The following is a 16,167-nucleotide window of genomic DNA, read 5'->3' as shown; positions in this document are numbered from 1 at the left end:
ACGCGAGTAACCTCCGTGCCCCTGTTCTCCGCTCTGCGTAGATTCACCGCCAGCACGGCCGGTCGCCGGGTGATAGCGGTATCCACCGTGGTTCTGGTGCTGCTGTTGGCATGCAACCCGGAGCTGGCACCCTTGGCGGCGCTGGTGGATATGGTTGGGCTCGATGTATTGGCCTTGGTGCTGGGCAGCCAGTTGGTGGCTACCCTGCCCTGGCTTGCGGAGCGCGCCCGGGGTGCGCTTCAGCCCGCACGCCGTGTAGTCGCCGGCCTCGCCGCAGGGGCGATGGGTGGTTACCTGCGCCAGCTTCTGTTCGGGTTGGCGCAGAGAACGGTGACCATCAACGGGCGGTTCAGTCGGCGCGTCAAGCGCTGACGCGCTCCTGCCGCATCATTTGCCTGCGCGACGGCGGAAATTCAGGAAGAGAACGACTGCCACGACAGCTGCAACCGGCAGCGCCAGCATGATGAGCAGGATCAGCGCATGCCAGATTGAGAAGCTTCCCATGTGTGGTTCGGTTCCTTTGAAGTAGGTCCCAACCGTACAGACCCTTCGACCGCTTGGGAACCGTCCGGCCTGGAACCAACACTCCGGCAACGCAGTCTCGAGCCGTGCGTCGTGGTGAGCGCAGGTAATCGAGGTGGTGCCGCTTCGTCTCAACGAGTGACACGGACCGCCATTAGCCTGTGCTGATGACGACAACCAACCACGACACCACTCCACCCAGGCGCGCTGAGCGCGCAGGCATGTTCAATCACATGTGCTTCGGGCCTGACCGCCGCTCTCTCGAGGAACAGCAAGAAGCGCAGCGTAAGGAGCGCGCACGGCGGACCGGCAGAGGCCGAAAGGATTGGTGGAAACAGCAGCCCTGAGGTTACGGCAGGTGCTTGGCTACCAACGCCCTGAGCACCGGGTCGCGCAGCTCGAACACCTCAAGCAGACCAAGCGCCTGCATCGCGGGCAGAACCGACACCATGTCCGCTTCTGCCGTGGCTTTGGCATCTGCGCTGGCGGCAGGGTCGCCCCAAACCTGTACGGAGGCGAGAAAAGCACCCACGGTGCCTTTGCGGATCACCACGCCGCCGCGTTCGGTTTCGTTCGTGTTGTCGGGCAGGAGTTCTTCGGGGCGCATGGGGAAACCTGGATTTGTAGAGGCGCCATGCCAGACAAGCACCTTAAGGTAAAGCGTACAACTGGTCCGACTAGTTAGCGAGAGGCCATACAAGAAAGCCCCGCAAATGCGGGGCCTAGACTTCAGTAGCCGTAACCGGACCGACGCTGCTGCGTTCTGGGCTGGTTGTAAGGGCTACCGTATGGATTGCTCTGAGTTGGCTTGTAAGGATCCACCGTGCCGGACTTCCCGTTGTAGGGATTGTAGTTCCCCTCAGTGCTGTAGTTATCCAGCTTGGTGGAGTTCGCATTGCTACGGTAGTGAGGCTGGACGTAAGTACCGTCCGAGCGATAATGCCCCTTCACCGAATGGCTTTGTGCCGAAACGGCAAAAGAGGCCGCGAGGGCGATACCGGCGACAACGATGGGCAACAGCTTCTTCATTTCCTTCTCCTTGGATGGGGGCATCAGTCCCCACAGCCTTATGCCCCCTGCATAGGCTGCAGCTTCCTTGCATCCCACTTCGCTGAACAGGCCGAGGTCGGGATAGTCAAGATTTGTGACGATTGTCGCATTTTATGGGTGCGCGACTTATGCCCCAAGCGGGCTTTCCGACGAGCGGCATTTCCGTCTTACTGATCCTTGGCTCTCTCAAACAGTCGTGCAGCCTATGTCACTTCCCGATGCCCCCAAGAACATCATGGGCAGATTGCACTTTAGATGTTCCCTGCCATATGAGGATCGGGCGTGTGGAGGGGCCCTCTGAGGCCAGATGGGGAGGGAACAGCTACTACTCCCCACGCGGGCACGAGTCACCCGCAACCACCAGCACTGAGGCCTGGCTGGCTCCAGTCCAGGGGTGGAGTTCCACCCCGGCCATGCGAGGGCCCGATGGAGCGCGTAGCCCGTCCTTTCTCGCCGAGATGTGCTTGGGTCATGCACTCGCCCTCCTTCAAGTTTGCGGATGACTCTCAGGACTCCGCATCCGTCGGCACTCGATGGAAGTTGACATTCAAGAGCTTGATGAGCGCCTTCGTTTCCTTACCGGGTGCTCGGGGACATATGAGGACCGCATCGCCGGTGGGCACATGCCGCAGTGCCAACTGCTCCGCCCGAAGGATCGCCCTGTATTTGACGCACTGGTAAACACCTCGCATCAACTCGGACTCGGAGCACTTGCTCGTCTTTACCTCCACCGCCAAGCGCTGCCTGCCATTGTCAAAAAGAACGTCCAAGCGGTCACCGCTGCTCAACAGCTTCTCGTTCTCACCCGTCTCAAACAAACCGTAATCGATTAGTTCCTGCGGATGTTCTCTCACCCAACGCTTGAGCGCTTGATGCTCAAGGCTCTCTGGACCTCCCCCTTGCTGAACCTTGGGCAATGGGATCGGCGGGTGGTTGGCATCGACTGGCTTGGCACCCGATCGTGGAGTGAGCGTCTTAGCACGAAGCGCTTCCGCTACTTTGTTCCAATCGGGGTAGGTAAAAACGTCCTCCATGGCTTGACGAAGGTGCGCCCGCTTTTCCTCTTCAGTGCTCCACTTCTTGCCATAAAAGTAAGCGGGGGAGATGGTGATCGCGCCATCGCCAGGGTGCCACGTTTGTTTGTTCACCACGATGACATGGAGCGGCGGGATCGGCGTCTCCCACTGGCCACTTAACCACTCGATCGCTTGTGCTACACCTCCGGCAACGGTTCCGTAGAGATCCTTCCGGGGCTTTATGGCGTGGCCGAACTGGTCATGCAGCTCTTGCGCCAAATCGCTGTAGGTGTGGGGCTCTCCCTCTTGGGCCCACCGGATCAGTATAGGTAAGGCGTCCGGGATAACCTGCCCCCGCCAGTGGGTTGAAGCGAATGGGGCTTTCGACCAGTCAAAGGGTTCCATTGGGCGTTCCTTGCACGCGGTGGAGCGACGGAGCATAGCGAGCGAAAGAGCCAAGGAAAAGACCACAGGTCCCAGCCGCCACTTGAGCCTTTTTCGTCAGCTCCTGGCAGCTCACCGACCCCGGCGGCGGGCATTGCGCGTGGCTCGGAGTCAGGCTATAAAGCGAATGCCGGTCGCAGAAGCGTCGGCGTTGTGCCCGCATGCCAATAGGCTCCGGGTGCCCGAGGTTCTCCAAAAGGAGGCACGGGAATCGTCTTCTGATTCCGGAGCCCCCTATGAGCAAGAAACGCCTCAAGTTTCTTCGCGCCGCCAAATTTGAATCACAGTCCGGTCGCTGCTTCTATTGCGACCTGCCGATGTGGCTACGGTGTCCCAGTGAGTTGGGCCTCCGCCCGCGCTCAGCTGCGCCCTTCCAATGTACGGCAGAGCACTTGGTGGCCAAGCAAGACGGAGGGAAAGACGCGGCCAACAACGTGGTGGCGGCCCATGCCTGCTGCAACCATCGCCGCCATAAGCGGCCAGGACCCGCGCCCTCTCCAGAATCCTTCCGAGCACTGGTGCAACGGCGCGTTATGAGCGGAAAATGGTGGACCTCATTACCGCCAGGGATTGCACGTGCTCCTTTATGACCTCATCAAGCCCCATGAGCGCTCGTTTGACCCCAAGCTCACCAAGGTCCACCTGGCCCTAAAGTTTGAACAAACCCTCAAAGTCGGTCTGCTTTCCTTTGCGATAACAGCACTGATGTGCGCACAGGCCCTGTCGCAAGAAGCACCCACGCGCCGCGCGCACATTGATGTGACTCGCGTGACTTCGGGCGTATCTGACCGAGACATGATTGCTCGCGCATGCACGAAGTCTGCGATTGCAGCAGTTAGCGCACATGCCGCAGGGGAACTATCCACGATCTTGAACGAAGCGGCCAAAGTAGGAAAAGGCGGCTCCAGCAACAATCAGTTCTTTAACAATCTGGTGAAGGCGTATCGCCTCGATACTTCCGACGATTTCCTCTTTGCAAGTCTGTTCGATGCCCGGCTCAACCTGATGTGGCTGGAACAACTGAGTGGAGCCTACAGCAGCGATAAAGAACTTATGTTTACCACCTACTTGGCTGCGCGATGCGGCGCAACAGCGGAACCCATTTCTAGTCCCTGAAACGGCACTTGCCGAGCCTCAGAGTAACGAGTCTCGGCATACCAGCGTCAAGCGAATGCTCCCAGGAGACTCGCCCCAAAGAGTCGCGTGCTGGTCGGGATCTCGAACTTTCCGAGCGTGATGACGATTGACTGAGCGGAAGGTCCTCTGAAGCCAGATGGTCAAAGAGGTCCTAGGTCTCAGCGCGGACACCAACCATCCGCAATGAGCGGCATGGAAGAACAGCCAGCAATCAGTCCGACACGAATCCCTTTTCCATCAATAGGTTCCGAACGCACCGAAAACAAAAAGCCCCGACCAAGGCCGGGGCTTTTGATGAAACTGGTGCCGGAAACAGGAATCGAACCTGCGACCTACGCATTACGAATGCGCCGCTCTACCAACTGAGCTATTCCGGCTGAGCAGGCAATTCTAAAGGGGAGCGGCTGGGTGGGTCAATCGGCGCCGGGGCCTGTGCTGGCCGGGGCGCACCCGGTGTTGACGTTCCCGCCCCTAGAGTCGGGGTGTTGCCTTCCGGATGCCGTTCATGAAGTCACCCGTGCGCATGCCCCGCCTGCTGCTGGCCACCCTGCTCTGCTCCGCTCCGGCGGCAGCCGCCCCGCCTGCCCAGGCTCCGCAGCCACCCGACCAGCAGTGGCAGCCCTTGTTCCAGCAGGTCCAGCGGGCGCACCTGTTCAAGGACCAGAAGACCTTTGCCGACGCGGTGCCGCATCAGGACCCGGATTCGCTGCTGGCGGAGTGGGCGCGCGCCCAGGCACAGCCGGGGTATGCCCTGCCCGCCTTCGTGGCTGACCATTTCACGGTGCCGGTTGAAGGGACTCCGTATGTGCCGCCTGCCGGTGAAACCCTGCGCGCGCATATCGAGGGGCTGTGGCCGGTGCTGACCCGGAGCACCGAGACGGTGGATCCGCGTGGGTCGCTACTGCCGTTGCCCAAGCCGTATGTGGTTCCGGGTGGGCGCTTCCGCGAGGTGTACTACTGGGACAGCTACTTCACCCTGCTGGGCCTGGCGTCCAGCGGTCGCTGGCAGCAGGTGCGCGACATGGTGGACAACTTCGCGTGGCAGCTCGACCAGTACGGGCACATTCCGAATGGCAATCGCAGTTACTACCTGAGCCGTTCGCAGCCGCCGTTCTTCAGCTTGATGGTGGACCTGCTGGCGACGCATGAGGGCGATGAGGCGTATCGCCGCTATCTGCCGCAGCTGCGCACGGAGCATGCGTTCTGGATGCGTGGGGCGGAGGGGTTGGCGCCGGGTGCGGCCAGTGAGCGCGTGGTGCGGATGAATGATGGCAGCCTGCTCAACCGCTATTGGGATGCGCGGGCGGTGCCGCGTACGGAGTCGTGGACGGATGATCTGGCTACGGCGGCGACGGTGCCGGATCGTGCGCCTTCGCAGGTGTATCGAGATCTGCGTGCGGGGGCGGAGTCTGGATGGGATTTCAGTTCGCGGTGGCTGGTGCATCCGGCGGAGCTGGGCAGCATTCATACCACCGAGATCGTGCCTGTGGATCTGAACAGTTTGCTGTTCCATCTGGAGGTTACGTTGGCGCGGGCCAGTCGTGCGGTTGGGGAGCGTGCTGAGGCGCGTGATTTCCGGCGGCTGGCGGAGCAGCGCAAGCGGGCGATCAATGCGCTGCTTTGGGACGAGCGGCAGGGCTGGTATGCGGATCGCGATCTGGAACGCGGTACGCCCCGCCCTGCGCTGACGGCGGCGGCGCTGTTTCCGTTGTGGTTGCAGGTGGCGGATTCGACGCAGGCGCGGCGGACTGCGGATGCTGTGCAGGCGCAGCTGGTGCGCGCGGGTGGGTTGTTGACCACCACGGAGAACACGGGGCAGCAGTGGGATGCGCCGAATGGGTGGGCGCCGTTGCAGTGGGTGGCGGTGGATGGGTTGCAGCGGTATCGGCAGGACGCATTGGCGCGGCAGATCGGCGTGCGGTTCCTGCGGACGGTGCAGACGGTTTATGACCGCGAGGGGAAGTTGGTGGAGAAGTATGTGGTGGACGGGTCTGCGGGCGGTGGGGGCGGCGGGGAGTATCCGCTGCAGGATGGGTTTGGGTGGAGCAATGGGGTTACGTTGGCGTTGTTGGATCGGTTGTGTGCGGAGGGGAAGCGGTGTGAGAGTGCTGGGGATGTTGGGGAGTGATTGATACGGGCAGGAGCGCGGCGCCGGCCGGGGTCATGCGTTATAGCAGTGATGGGCAGGGTCGGCGGTCGTTTGGGAACCGACCCTACCGCCGGTGTTTTTGATTGAGTTGGGGTCGTCTGGGTTCGCGAACGGTCAGTTCGCGGAGATTGCCGAGCGCGCTATGCAGTATTGGGCTGCGTAGTAGGTGGCCAGGACGCACAACGATGCGAGAGGCAGGCCGCCGCCGAAGCGGTCCCAGGCCAGGGTGCAGTCGCTTATGACGAAGAGCACTGCGCCGATGGCGGCCCAGTGCGTGCCCGGGGATGCGCCGAGTGGATTGCGCGACCACGCGCGCGCGAGCGCGAGTGTGGCCATCAGGGCGAGCACTAGTACGTAGACGACTACGGGAATGCGCAGGTCGCCCGGAAGCAGCGGCCATAGGCCGGCCAGGTTGATGCCGGCGAACAGGGCTAGCAGTGCGCTTGCCAGTACCAACCCCTTCCCTGCTTTGAAGCCTGCGCGGAAGGCGACGATGTAGCAGACGTGCGCGAGCAGGAAGGCGATCAGGCCGGGGACGAAGGCGTCGAAAGGGAGCATCAACGCGATGTCGCCGATGCAGGAGAAGCCCATGCCGAGCAGGATGGCTTGGCGGTAGGTGGGGCGGTGACGGGGTGCGAGGTTGCCGGCCGGCGGCCGGCACTACGGGGTTCGGTCGCGTTGTTTTTCAGGGCTTGCCAGACTATGGCGGCTATCAGGAGCGTGGTCAGCGGCTTGGCTACCCAGTGCAGCCAGCGGCCGTCGCCGTCGAGCGACGCGCCGATGATGGCGGCTGCTGCCGCCAGCAGGATCGGCACGTCGCGGCGCAGGTTCATCGCGCTTTCCACAGCTCGGCCAGGCGGTCGGGCTTGCCGGCGATGCGCTCGAGCTTCGGATACTGCAGGCCGCCGTGGTAGTCGAGCTTGACCGTGTCGATGTGGTCGAAGTTCTTCACCAGCAAGGTGAGCGGGGCCTTGTCGGTCTTCGCGGCGGTCACGGCATCCTTGAGGTCTTCGCCCTTGAACACGCGGCCGTTGAGTGCGAGCACGGTCATGCCCGGGGAGAGGCCGGCGTTGAATGCAGGGCTGTCCCACAGCACGTCGCTGATGGCGCCGGCGTCATTTACCGCCAGGCCCAGCGAGTACAGCAGGTTGGCGTTCTTGGCCCGGGTTTCCTGCGCCTTGAACGCGTCGTTCGGGGTGTCGGTGTAGACCAGCTTCCAGCCCGCTGCTTCCAGCCCGCCAGTGAGCGGGCCGTGGCCGTCCAGGCGCTCGCGCAGGAAGCTGGCCCAGTCGTACGGGGCGATGCCGTTCAAGGTGGAAACCACGTCTTCGAACGTATACGGGTTCACGTTCCAGTCGCCGTCTTTCATGCCGAAGAAGGCCTTGGCGAAATCGTCCAGGCTGCGCTTGTTGCCGGTGAGCGCGCGCAGCTTGCCTTCCACCTCCAACCACACCATCTGGCCGCCGGAGTAGTAGTCCTCGCTCATCTGGTAGTTGCGGTACGCCAGTGCGCGGCGCTGGGCGATGGTGGGGTCGTTGGTGGTGTCCTGCAGGTTGCGCCACGACAGACCAGGGCGACCGCGATCGTAGGTGGCCGCCACGTTGGCGAGCATGTCGCGGGTCTGGTCGGTGGTCCACAGGCCCGAGCGCGCGGACAGCACGTGGCCCCAGAACTGGGTCTGGCCTTCGTACAGCCAGAGCAGGCTGTCGCCCATGGGGACGTTGAAGTTGGCGGTGGTGAGGTCGGCGCCACGGCGGTACTTGCCGTTCCAGGAGTGGTTGAACTCGTGCGGCAGCAGGTCGCGACCGAGCCAGGTCTTGTCCCACTCGGTGAAGTAGCCGGTGTCGCCGCTGTTTTCGCTGGAGCGCTGGTGTTCCAGGCCAATGCCGCCGAGCTTATCGGTCAGGGCCAGCAGGAACTCGTACCGGTCGAAGTGGCGGGCGCCGTAGAGCTTGTAGATCTGCTGCACCAGCGCGCGGTGTGCCTGCACCTGTTCGGGCTTGGCCACCAGCGATTTGGCGTCGTCGGCAAACACGTTGAGGTGCACCGGGACTTTGGCGCCGGGGTCGAGGTCGAACTGCTGGTAGTGGCGGCCGGCATACAGCGGCGAGTCGACCAGGTGGTCGTAGCTGATCGGCTTGAAGACTACGGTGTCGCCGTCGCGGCGCTCGGTGTCCAGCGCGGTGGCGTAGGCCCAGCCCGGCGGCAGGGTGACGCTGGCCTGGGCCTGGATGTTGCGGCTGTTCACGCCGGCGGGATACAGCGAGTTGGCGATCCACTGCAGGTTGAGCATTTCCGGGGTCATCACCACCCGGCCCTGCCCTGCGCCCTGCGAGGAGAGGAACTTGAATTCGGCGACCACTTCACTGGCGCCCTGCGGTACGTCCACGGTGAAGGCGTACACATTGTACGGGTCGCGCTTCCAGGTGAGCGGATTGCCGTTTGCGGTGACCACCAGGCCGGCGACCTTGTCGACCGGACCGCTGGGCGAATGCGCGCCGGGCAGCCATTGCGGGTACAGCAGGGTCAGCGGGCCGGGCTGGGCCGGCACGGTGGCCTTGACCTTGAAGATGCGGCGGCCGATGTCGCGTGCGTCCACGTCGATGCGCAGCAGGCCGGGGAAGGCGACGTCCTGCGGCGGTGGCGTCTGCGCGTAGGCACCGGTAGCGGTGGCGGCGAGAAGCGCGGAGAGGACGGCGGCACGCAGTTTCATCGGGCGAAGGTTCCGGGGGCGAAACGTTCGATCCTAGACCTCGGGGGTGTGCCGCCCCATGGCCAAAGGTCACGGTTGGGGATCAGCTGATCAGGCGCAACCGCAGTTCCTTCGGCAGCGCGAACACCATCGATTCCGGTTCGCCGTCGAGCTCGCCGATGCCGGTTGCGCCCAGTTCCTTCAAGCGTTCGAGCACGCCGTCGACCAGCACCTGCGGGGCGGAGGCACCGGCGGTGAGGCCGATGTGCTTCTTGCCCACCACCCACGCCGGGTCGATCTCATGCGCGCCGTCGATCAGGTAGGACTCGACGCCGTCGCGGCGGGCCAGTTCGCTGAGGCGGTTGGAATTGGAGCTGTTCGGCGAGCCGACCACCAGCACCAGGTCGCAGCGCTTGGCCAGGTCGCGCACGGCGTCCTGGCGGTTCTGGGTGGCGTAGCAGATGTCGTCGTTCTTCGGCCCCTGCATCGCCGGAAAGCGCGCACGCAGGGCCTCGATGATGCCGCGGGTGTCGTCCACCGACAGCGTGGTCTGGGTGGTGTAGGCGAAGTTTTCCGGCTGGTTCAATTCCAGCGTGGCCACCTGCTCCACGTCTTCAACCAGGTAGATGTGTCCGCTGCCGGCTTCCTGCTTCCACTGCCCCATGGTGCCTTCCACTTCCGGGTGACCGGCGTGGCCGATCAGCACCACGTCGCGGCCGGCACGGCAGTGACGGGCGACTTCGAAGTGGACCTTGGTCACCAGCGGGCAGGTTGCGTCGAACACCTTCAGGCCACGGCGCTCGGCTTCCTGGCGCACGGCCTGGGAGACGCCGTGCGCGCTGAAGATGACGGTGTTGTTGTCCGGCACTTCGTCGAGCTCTTCGACGAAGATCGCGCCGCGCTGCTTGAGGTCGTCGACCACGAAGCGGTTGTGCACCACTTCATGGCGCACGTAGATGGGCGCGCCCAGTGTTTCGATCGCGCGCTTGACGATCTCGATCGCACGATCGACACCGGCACAGAATCCACGCGGGTTGGCGAGCAGCACATCCATCAGACAGGTCTCCCGGCAGCGGCCGGCAAGGGGTTACGGGTTGGCATTATCCGCCTTTTTGGCGGTCTTGCCGTCGAACAGACCGAACACGGCGATACCGATGGCGCCGACCACGATCGCCGCATCGGCAATGTTGAACGCGGGCCAGTAATGCTCGCCCACGTACCACTGGATGAAGTCGACCACGTGGCCGTGCACCTGGCGGTCGATCACGTTGCCGATCGCACCTCCGATCACCAGTGCGTACGGCACCGCGCTGCGCCAGTGGGCGCGCGGGGTGCGCGAGAGCCAGAACGCCATCAGGCCGCTGATGCCCACCGCCAGTGCGGTGAAGAACCACAGCTGCCAGCCACCTGCGTCGCTCAGGAAACTGAACGCTGCACCGGTGTTGTAGGTGCGGTACCAGTTCCAGAAGCCGTCGATGACGGTGACCGGTTGGTACTCGGGCAGGCTGGACAGCACCCAGGCCTTGCTCCACTGGTCCAGGACGATGACCGCTGCGGACAGCAGCAGCCACACCAGCGCGCTGGGACGCGGACGCGGGGCGGCCATCAGAACCACTTCCTGTCTTCGCCGGCACCGTCGACGTTGCTTGCGCAACGACCGCACAGTTCCGGGTGGGCGGCCACCGTGCCGATGTCGGCGCGGTAATGCCAGCAGCGTACGCACTTCTGCTTGGTGGTCGGCTGGGCGCTGACGAACACCTCGTCGGTGGTCGCCGGGCGCACGCTGACGTCGCCACTGATGAACAGGAAACGCAGTTCATCGGCCAGCGGCTGCCAGCGCACGGCGGTTTCCTCGCTTGCGGCAACCGTGATCTCTGCTTCCAGCGCGGCACCGATGGCGCCGTTGGCGCGCATCGGTTCGAGCACCTTGGCCACCTGCTCGCGCAGGGCCAGCAGCTGGTCGAAGTCGGCCGCGTTCAACGGGGCGTCGGCCGGCAGCGGGGCCAGGCCTTCGTACCAGGTGGCGAACAGCACGTTGTCCTTGCGTTCGCCCGGCAGGTAGCCCCACAGCTCGTCGGCGGTGAAGGTCAGGATCGGCGCGATCCAGCGGGTGAAGGCTTCGGCGATGTGGTACATCGCGGTCTGCGCTGAACGACGGCCACGCGAGTCGGTCGGCATGGTGTACAGCCGGTCCTTGGTCACGTCCAGGTACAGCGAACCGAGGTCGACGCTGCAGAAGTTCAGCAGCAGCTGCACGATCTCGGCCATGTTGTAGCCGGTGTACGCCGCCTTGATCTTCTCCTGCACTTCCCAGGCGCGATGCACGATCCAGCGGTCCAGCGCGACCATCTCGGCCGGGGCCACCAGATGCGTGGCCGGGTCGAAGCCGTCCAGGTTGCCGAGCAGGAAGCGCGCGGTGTTGCGCAGGCGCCGGTAGGCGTCGGCGTTGCGCTTGAGGATTTCCTGCGACAGCGACATTTCATTGCTGTAGTCGGCCGAGGCGATCCACAGGCGCAGGATGTCGGCGCCCAGGGTCTTCATGATGTCCTGCGGCTCGATGCCGTTGCCCAGCGACTTGGACATCTTGCGGCCCTTCTCATCCACGGTGAAGCCGTGGGTGAGGCACTGCTTGTACGGCGCATGTTTGTCGATGGCCACGCCGGTGAGCAGCGAGGACTGGAACCAGCCGCGGTGCTGGTCGGAACCTTCCAGGTACAGGTCGGCCGGCTTGCCGAAGCCACGCGCGGCGAGCACGCCTTCATGGGTGACGCCGGAGTCGAACCAGACATCGAGGATGTCGGTGACTTTCTCGTAGTGCGCGGCTTCGTCGCCCAGCAGTTCGGCGGCGTCCAGTGCGTACCAGACGTCGATGCCACCCTGCTCCACGCGGTCGGCCACCTGCTGCATCAGTTCAACGGTGCGCGGATGCGGCTCGCCGGTTTCGCGATGGGTGAACAGTGCGATCGGCACGCCCCAGGTGCGCTGGCGGCTGATGCACCAGTCCGGGCGGCCGTCGACCATGCTGCCGATGCGCGCCTTGCCCCAGCTCGGGAACCAGCCCACGCTGTCGATGGCGGCCATGGCGTCGCTGCGCAGGTTGGCCTTGTCCATCGAGATGAACCACTGCGGGGTGGCGCGGAACACGACCGGGGTCTTGTGGCGCCAGCAGTGTGGGTAGCTGTGCACGATCTCCACGAAGGCGAGCAGCGCGCCGGAGTCGCGCAGCACGTCCACGATCAGCGGCTGCGCCTTCCACAGGTGCACGCCCGCCAGCACCACCTCGCCCGCCGGCGGGGTGGACGGCAGGTACACGCCGCGGCCGTCGACCGGGTTGATCTGGCCGGCGTTGTAGTTGTCCATCAGCCCGTACTGCTGGCTGACCACGAAGTCTTCCTGGCCGTGGCCGGGGGCGGTGTGCACCGCACCGGTACCGTCTTCGTCGGAGACGTGCGCGCCGTTGAGCAGCGGGATGTCGCGCTGCGGGTAGAACGGGTGGGCCAGCAGCAGGTTTTCCAGCGCGGCACCGGCGGCATGACCGTGTGCGACCACGTCTTCGACGCCGTAGCGGCGCAGCGCGCGCTCGGCCAGGCTGGCGGCAATCACCAGCCAGCGACGCTTGCCGGCGTGGGCCGGGCCTTCGACCAGCGCGTACTGGATGTCCGCACCCAGCGACACCGCCAGCGAAGCCGGCAGCGTCCACGGGGTGGTGGTCCAGATCGGCACGGCCACTTCGACATCGGCCGGCAGGGTCACGCCGAAGCGCGCAGCCAGCTGCGCACTGTCGCGCGCAACGTAGGCCACGTCGATGGCCGGCGAGGTCTTGTCCTGGTACTCGATTTCCGCTTCGGCCAATGCCGAGCCGCAGTCGAAGCACCAGTGCACCGGCTTGGCGCCGCGCACGATGTGGCCGTTGGCGAAGATCTTGGACAGCGCACGGATCTCATTGGCTTCGAAATCGAAGCTGAGCGTCTTGTACGGGTTGTCCCAATCGCCGATCACGCCCAAGCGCTTGAAGTCGCGGCGCTGCAGGTCGATCTGCTCTTCGGCGTATTCGCGGCACTTCTGGCGGAACTGTTCGGCGTCCAGCTTGGTGCCGACCTTGCCCCACTTCTTCTCGACCGCGATTTCGATCGGCAGGCCGTGGCAGTCCCAGCCGGGCACGTACGGCGCATCGAAGCCGGCCAGATAGCGCGACTTGACGATGATGTCCTTGAGGATCTTGTTGACCGCATGACCCAGGTGGATCTGGCCGTTGGCGTACGGCGGGCCGTCGTGCAGCACGAACAGCGGGCGACCATGCGCGTTTTCGCGCAGGCGGGCGTACAGGCCCTCGTCTTCCCAGCGCGACAGAATGCCCGGCTCGCGCTTGGGCAGGTCGCCGCGCATCGGGAATTCGGTTGCCGGCAGATGAAGGGTGGCTTTGTAGTCCTGGCTCACGCAGTGGCTCGCAATCTGTGTTCGGAAAGGATGCGACGCGCCTGATCGGCGTCGCGGTGCATCTGGACGGTCAACGCCGCCAGGTCTTGGAACTTTTCTTCGTTGCGCAGCTTGGCGACGAATTCGACTTCGATGTGGCGGCCGTACAGGTCGCCCTGGAAGTCGAACAGGTGCGCTTCCAGCAGCGGCTCCACGCCGTCCACGGTGGGACGGGTGCCGAAGCTGGACACCGACGGCCACGGCTGGTCGAACACGCCGTGTACCCAGGTGGCGTAGATGCCGGCCAGCGCCGGGGTCTTCGGGAAGCGCAGGTTCGCGGTCGGGAAGCCGAGGGTGCGGCCAAGCTGGCGCCCGCGCACGACGCGGCCGCTGATCGTATACGGGCGACCGAGCAGGTCTGCGGCACGGTTGAAATCGCCTTCGCGCAGCAGCTGTCGGATGCGGGTGCTGGAAATGCGGTCGCCGTGCAGGTCCACCGCTTCGATTTCGCCGGCGCTGAAGCCGAGCGTCTCGCCCATGGCCTGCAGCAGGGCGAGGTCGCCGCGGCGGCGGTTGCCGAAGCAGAAGTCCGGGCCGATCCACACTTCGCGCGCGCCCAGGCGCTGGGCCAGCAACTGCTCGACGAAGGCTTCGGCGGGCATGGCGGCCATGCGCGCGTCGAAACGCAGCAGGCCGATGGCGTCCACGCCGCACTCGCGCAGGATCGCCACCTTGTCGCGGGCCAGGGTCAGCCGCGGCGGCGGTTCGCCCTGGGCGAAGTACTCGCGCGGCAGCGGTTCGAACGCCACGGCCACGGCAGGCACGCCGAGGGCGCGGGCACGCGCCACCGCATGCCGCACCAGCGCGCGATGGCCCAGGTGCAGGCCGTCGAATGCGCCGATGCAGACCACGCTCCCTTGCGGGAACAGGGGCTTGCCTTCGATGGATCGGAACAAGGTGCTCATCTGATCGAGATCCGGCCCACCCGGGCCAACGTATTGCAATGCATGACCCTCAAGTATAGCCGGGGTGTCCACAGATCAATGCTCGCGCAGGTGGCGCGGGCGGAAGCCCATGGCGACCAGGGCGACCAGGTAGGTCAGGCCGCCGCCGCCGACCAGCAGCGCGAGGTTGCCGATCCGGTGCCACTTGTCCATGCCGGTGAAGGCGGGCATCTGCCCGCGCAGCACCAGCAGCACGGCGACCATGGCCCCGCAGGCCAGCAGCAGCCGGGCGACGTAACCACCCCACCCTGCCTTCGGCTGGTACACGTCGGTCTTGCCCAGCCAGTACCAGAGCAGGCCCAGGTTCAGGTAACTGGACAGCGCGCTGGCAATGCCCAGCGCCAGGTGCAGGCCGGGCTGCTTGCCCAGCGCGACCCAGACGCCCTGTGCCTTGAGCGCTTCGGGCACCATCACCTGGTACAGGATCGCCAGCAGGATGAAGTTGAAGACCATGTTGGCGACCAGCGCGACCAGGCCCGCGCGCACCGGGGTGCGGGTGTCCTGGCGGGCGTAGAACGCCGGCAGCACCACCTTGAGCAGGGCAAAGGCCGGCAGCGCCAGGCTCAGGCCGTACACCGACAGCGCGGTCATGCGGGTGTCGAACGCGGTGAACTGGCGGTACTGGAACAATGTGGCGATCAGCGGCTCGGCCAGCAGCAGCAGGCCCAGCATGGCCGGCACCGCGATCAGCAGCGTGGTGCGCAGGCCCCAGTCCAGCGCGCTGGAGAAGCCGGCCTTGTCGGTACTGACATGGTGGCGGGCCAGCGCCGGCAGGATCACCGTGCCGAGCGCCACCCCGAACACGCCCAGCGGCAGTTCCAGGAAGCGGTCGGCCAGCGACAGCCACGACTGCGAGCCGTCGGTCAGCTTGGCCGCGATCACCGTGTCCAGCAGCAGGTTGATCTGCGCCACCGACGAGCCGAACAGGGTCGGCACCATCAGGGTCAGCACCTTGCGCACGCCGGGGTGGTTCCAGCCCCAGCGCGGCAGTGTCAGCAGGTTGATGCCCTTCAGCGAGGGCAACTGGAACAGCAACTGCAGCATGCCGGCGGCCAGCACCGCCCAACCCAGCGCGAGGATCTGCTTTTCCGGGGTGCCGCCCAGCCGCGGCGCCAGCCACAGCGCACCGGCGATCATGCAGACGTTGAGGATCACCGGGGTCAGCGCCGGCATCGCAAAGCGCTGGAAGCTGTTCAGCGCCCCGCCCGCCAGCGCGGTGAGCGACACGAACAGCAGGAACGGGAAGGTCAGCCGGAACAGGTCGACCAGCAGGCCGTGCTTGGCCGGGTCGGTCTCTACCCCGCTTGAGAACAGGGTGGCCAGCTGCGGCGCGAAGATCAGCGCCAGCGCGGTCACCAGCAGCAGCGCCGCGCCCAGGGTGCCGGCAACGCGCGACATCAGCTCGCGCAGTTCCTCATGCGAACGGGTTTCCTTCACTTCCGTGAACACCGGCACGAACGCGGTCGCGAACGAGCCTTCGGCAAACAGGCGGCGCAGGAAGTTGGGTACCCGGAAGGCGACCCAGAAGGCGTCGGTCACCGCATTGGTGCCGAACGTGGTGGTGATGACCTGGTCGCGGACCAGCCCCAGCACCCGTGAAATCATGGTCATGCTGCTGAAAGACAGCAGCCCGCGCAACATCCTTGGTGAACTCACCCGTGTTTCCTCTTGACAATTGACTTGACGTACATTTTTCGAGCCATCATACTTTCCAGCTTGCTGTTCCCATTACACCGA

At 64.8% G+C, this 16,167-nt stretch carries 13 protein-coding genes, 1 tRNA gene and 1 pseudogene; 4 read left to right on the top strand and 11 right to left on the bottom strand.

Translation table 11 applies throughout. The features are described from left to right. Window positions 1-15: 15 nt before the first annotated feature. Entirely contained in the window at window positions 16-372 is a 357-nt protein-coding gene (locus tag HGB51_RS12595) for a hypothetical protein (RefSeq protein WP_070208368.1), read from the top strand. A 499-nt stretch (window positions 373-871) separates the two neighbouring features. Here the strand turns inward: HGB51_RS12595 and HGB51_RS12590 are convergent, their stop codons facing one another. The 3 genes from HGB51_RS12590 to HGB51_RS12580 all read right to left on the bottom strand — a co-directional run bounded on the left by HGB51_RS12590 (window position 872) and on the right by HGB51_RS12580 (window position 2,993). Then, a complete protein-coding gene (locus tag HGB51_RS12590; protein ID WP_070208369.1) occupies window positions 872-1,129 on the bottom strand; it encodes a hypothetical protein in 258 nt (85 codons plus the stop codon). Window positions 1,130-1,251: 122 nt separating this feature from the next. Next, window positions 1,252-1,551 (bottom strand): hypothetical protein, encoded by a 300-nt coding sequence (locus tag HGB51_RS12585; RefSeq protein WP_216666840.1) that lies wholly within the window; start codon window positions 1,549-1,551, stop codon window positions 1,252-1,254. Between the two features lie 527 nt (window positions 1,552-2,078). Beyond that, on the bottom strand, window positions 2,079-2,993 hold the full coding sequence (locus tag HGB51_RS12580) for a hypothetical protein (RefSeq protein ID WP_070208371.1): 915 nt from the start codon (window positions 2,991-2,993) through the stop codon (window positions 2,079-2,081). Window positions 2,994-3,193: 200 nt separating this feature from the next. On the opposite strand from HGB51_RS12580, the gene HGB51_RS20535 reads away from it, so the two are divergent. Both HGB51_RS20535 and HGB51_RS12575 read left to right on the top strand, forming a co-directional pair. Further along, window positions 3,194-3,622, top strand: coding sequence for an HNH endonuclease (locus HGB51_RS20535; protein WP_425505378.1), 429 nt, complete (start codon window positions 3,194-3,196; stop codon window positions 3,620-3,622). After that, window positions 3,609-4,148, top strand: a complete 540-nt coding sequence (locus HGB51_RS12575; protein WP_070208372.1) for a hypothetical protein — start codon at window positions 3,609-3,611, stop codon at window positions 4,146-4,148. The genes HGB51_RS20535 and HGB51_RS12575 overlap by 14 nt, the downstream gene beginning before the upstream one ends. A gap of 322 nt (window positions 4,149-4,470) precedes the next feature. On the opposite strand, the gene HGB51_RS12570 is transcribed toward HGB51_RS12575, so the two are convergent. Next, window positions 4,471-4,546 (bottom strand) — tRNA-Thr (locus tag HGB51_RS12570). 146 nt (window positions 4,547-4,692) lie between these two features. On the opposite strand from HGB51_RS12570, the gene treA reads away from it, so the two are divergent. Next, window positions 4,693-6,297, top strand: coding sequence for an alpha,alpha-trehalase TreA (gene treA, locus HGB51_RS12565; protein ID WP_281357525.1), 1,605 nt, complete (start codon window positions 4,693-4,695; stop codon window positions 6,295-6,297). Window positions 6,298-6,432: 135 nt separating this feature from the next. Here treA and HGB51_RS12560 read toward each other — a convergent pair. The 7 genes and pseudogenes from HGB51_RS12560 to murJ all read right to left on the bottom strand — a co-directional run bounded on the left by HGB51_RS12560 (window position 6,433) and on the right by murJ (window position 16,071). Continuing rightward, a pseudogene (locus HGB51_RS12560) lies at window positions 6,433-7,151 on the bottom strand (lysoplasmalogenase). Continuing rightward, window positions 7,148-9,031 (bottom strand): M61 family metallopeptidase, encoded by a 1,884-nt coding sequence (locus HGB51_RS12555; RefSeq protein WP_070208373.1) that lies wholly within the window; start codon window positions 9,029-9,031, stop codon window positions 7,148-7,150. Before HGB51_RS12555 ends, HGB51_RS12560 begins: the two are co-directional and overlap by 4 nt. Before the next feature lie 82 nt (window positions 9,032-9,113). Beyond that, entirely contained in the window at window positions 9,114-10,064 is a 951-nt protein-coding gene (ispH, locus tag HGB51_RS12550) for a 4-hydroxy-3-methylbut-2-enyl diphosphate reductase (protein WP_070208374.1), read from the bottom strand. A gap of 33 nt (window positions 10,065-10,097) precedes the next feature. Then, a complete protein-coding gene (gene lspA / locus HGB51_RS12545) occupies window positions 10,098-10,616 on the bottom strand; it encodes a signal peptidase II (protein ID WP_070208375.1) in 519 nt (172 codons plus the stop codon). Beyond that, the gene (ileS, locus tag HGB51_RS12540) at window positions 10,616-13,447 is read right to left on the bottom strand and encodes an isoleucine--tRNA ligase (protein WP_171966845.1); all 2,832 of its coding nucleotides are present in this window, start codon (window positions 13,445-13,447) and stop codon (window positions 10,616-10,618) included. The genes lspA and ileS overlap by 1 nt, the downstream gene beginning before the upstream one ends. Further along, window positions 13,444-14,391, bottom strand: coding sequence for a bifunctional riboflavin kinase/FAD synthetase (locus HGB51_RS12535; RefSeq protein WP_070209179.1), 948 nt, complete (start codon window positions 14,389-14,391; stop codon window positions 13,444-13,446). The genes ileS and HGB51_RS12535 overlap by 4 nt, the downstream gene beginning before the upstream one ends. Window positions 14,392-14,466: 75 nt before the next feature. After that, the gene (gene murJ, locus HGB51_RS12530; protein ID WP_070209178.1) at window positions 14,467-16,071 is read right to left on the bottom strand and encodes a murein biosynthesis integral membrane protein MurJ; all 1,605 of its coding nucleotides are present in this window, start codon (window positions 16,069-16,071) and stop codon (window positions 14,467-14,469) included. Window positions 16,072-16,167: the final 96 nt, after the last annotated feature.

This window comes from Stenotrophomonas bentonitica (assembly GCF_013185915.1).
GTDB lineage: Bacteria > Pseudomonadota > Gammaproteobacteria > Xanthomonadales > Xanthomonadaceae > Stenotrophomonas > Stenotrophomonas bentonitica.
The sequence above is the reverse complement of the archived record's forward strand: the minus strand, read 5'-3'. Positions and strand labels throughout refer to the sequence as shown.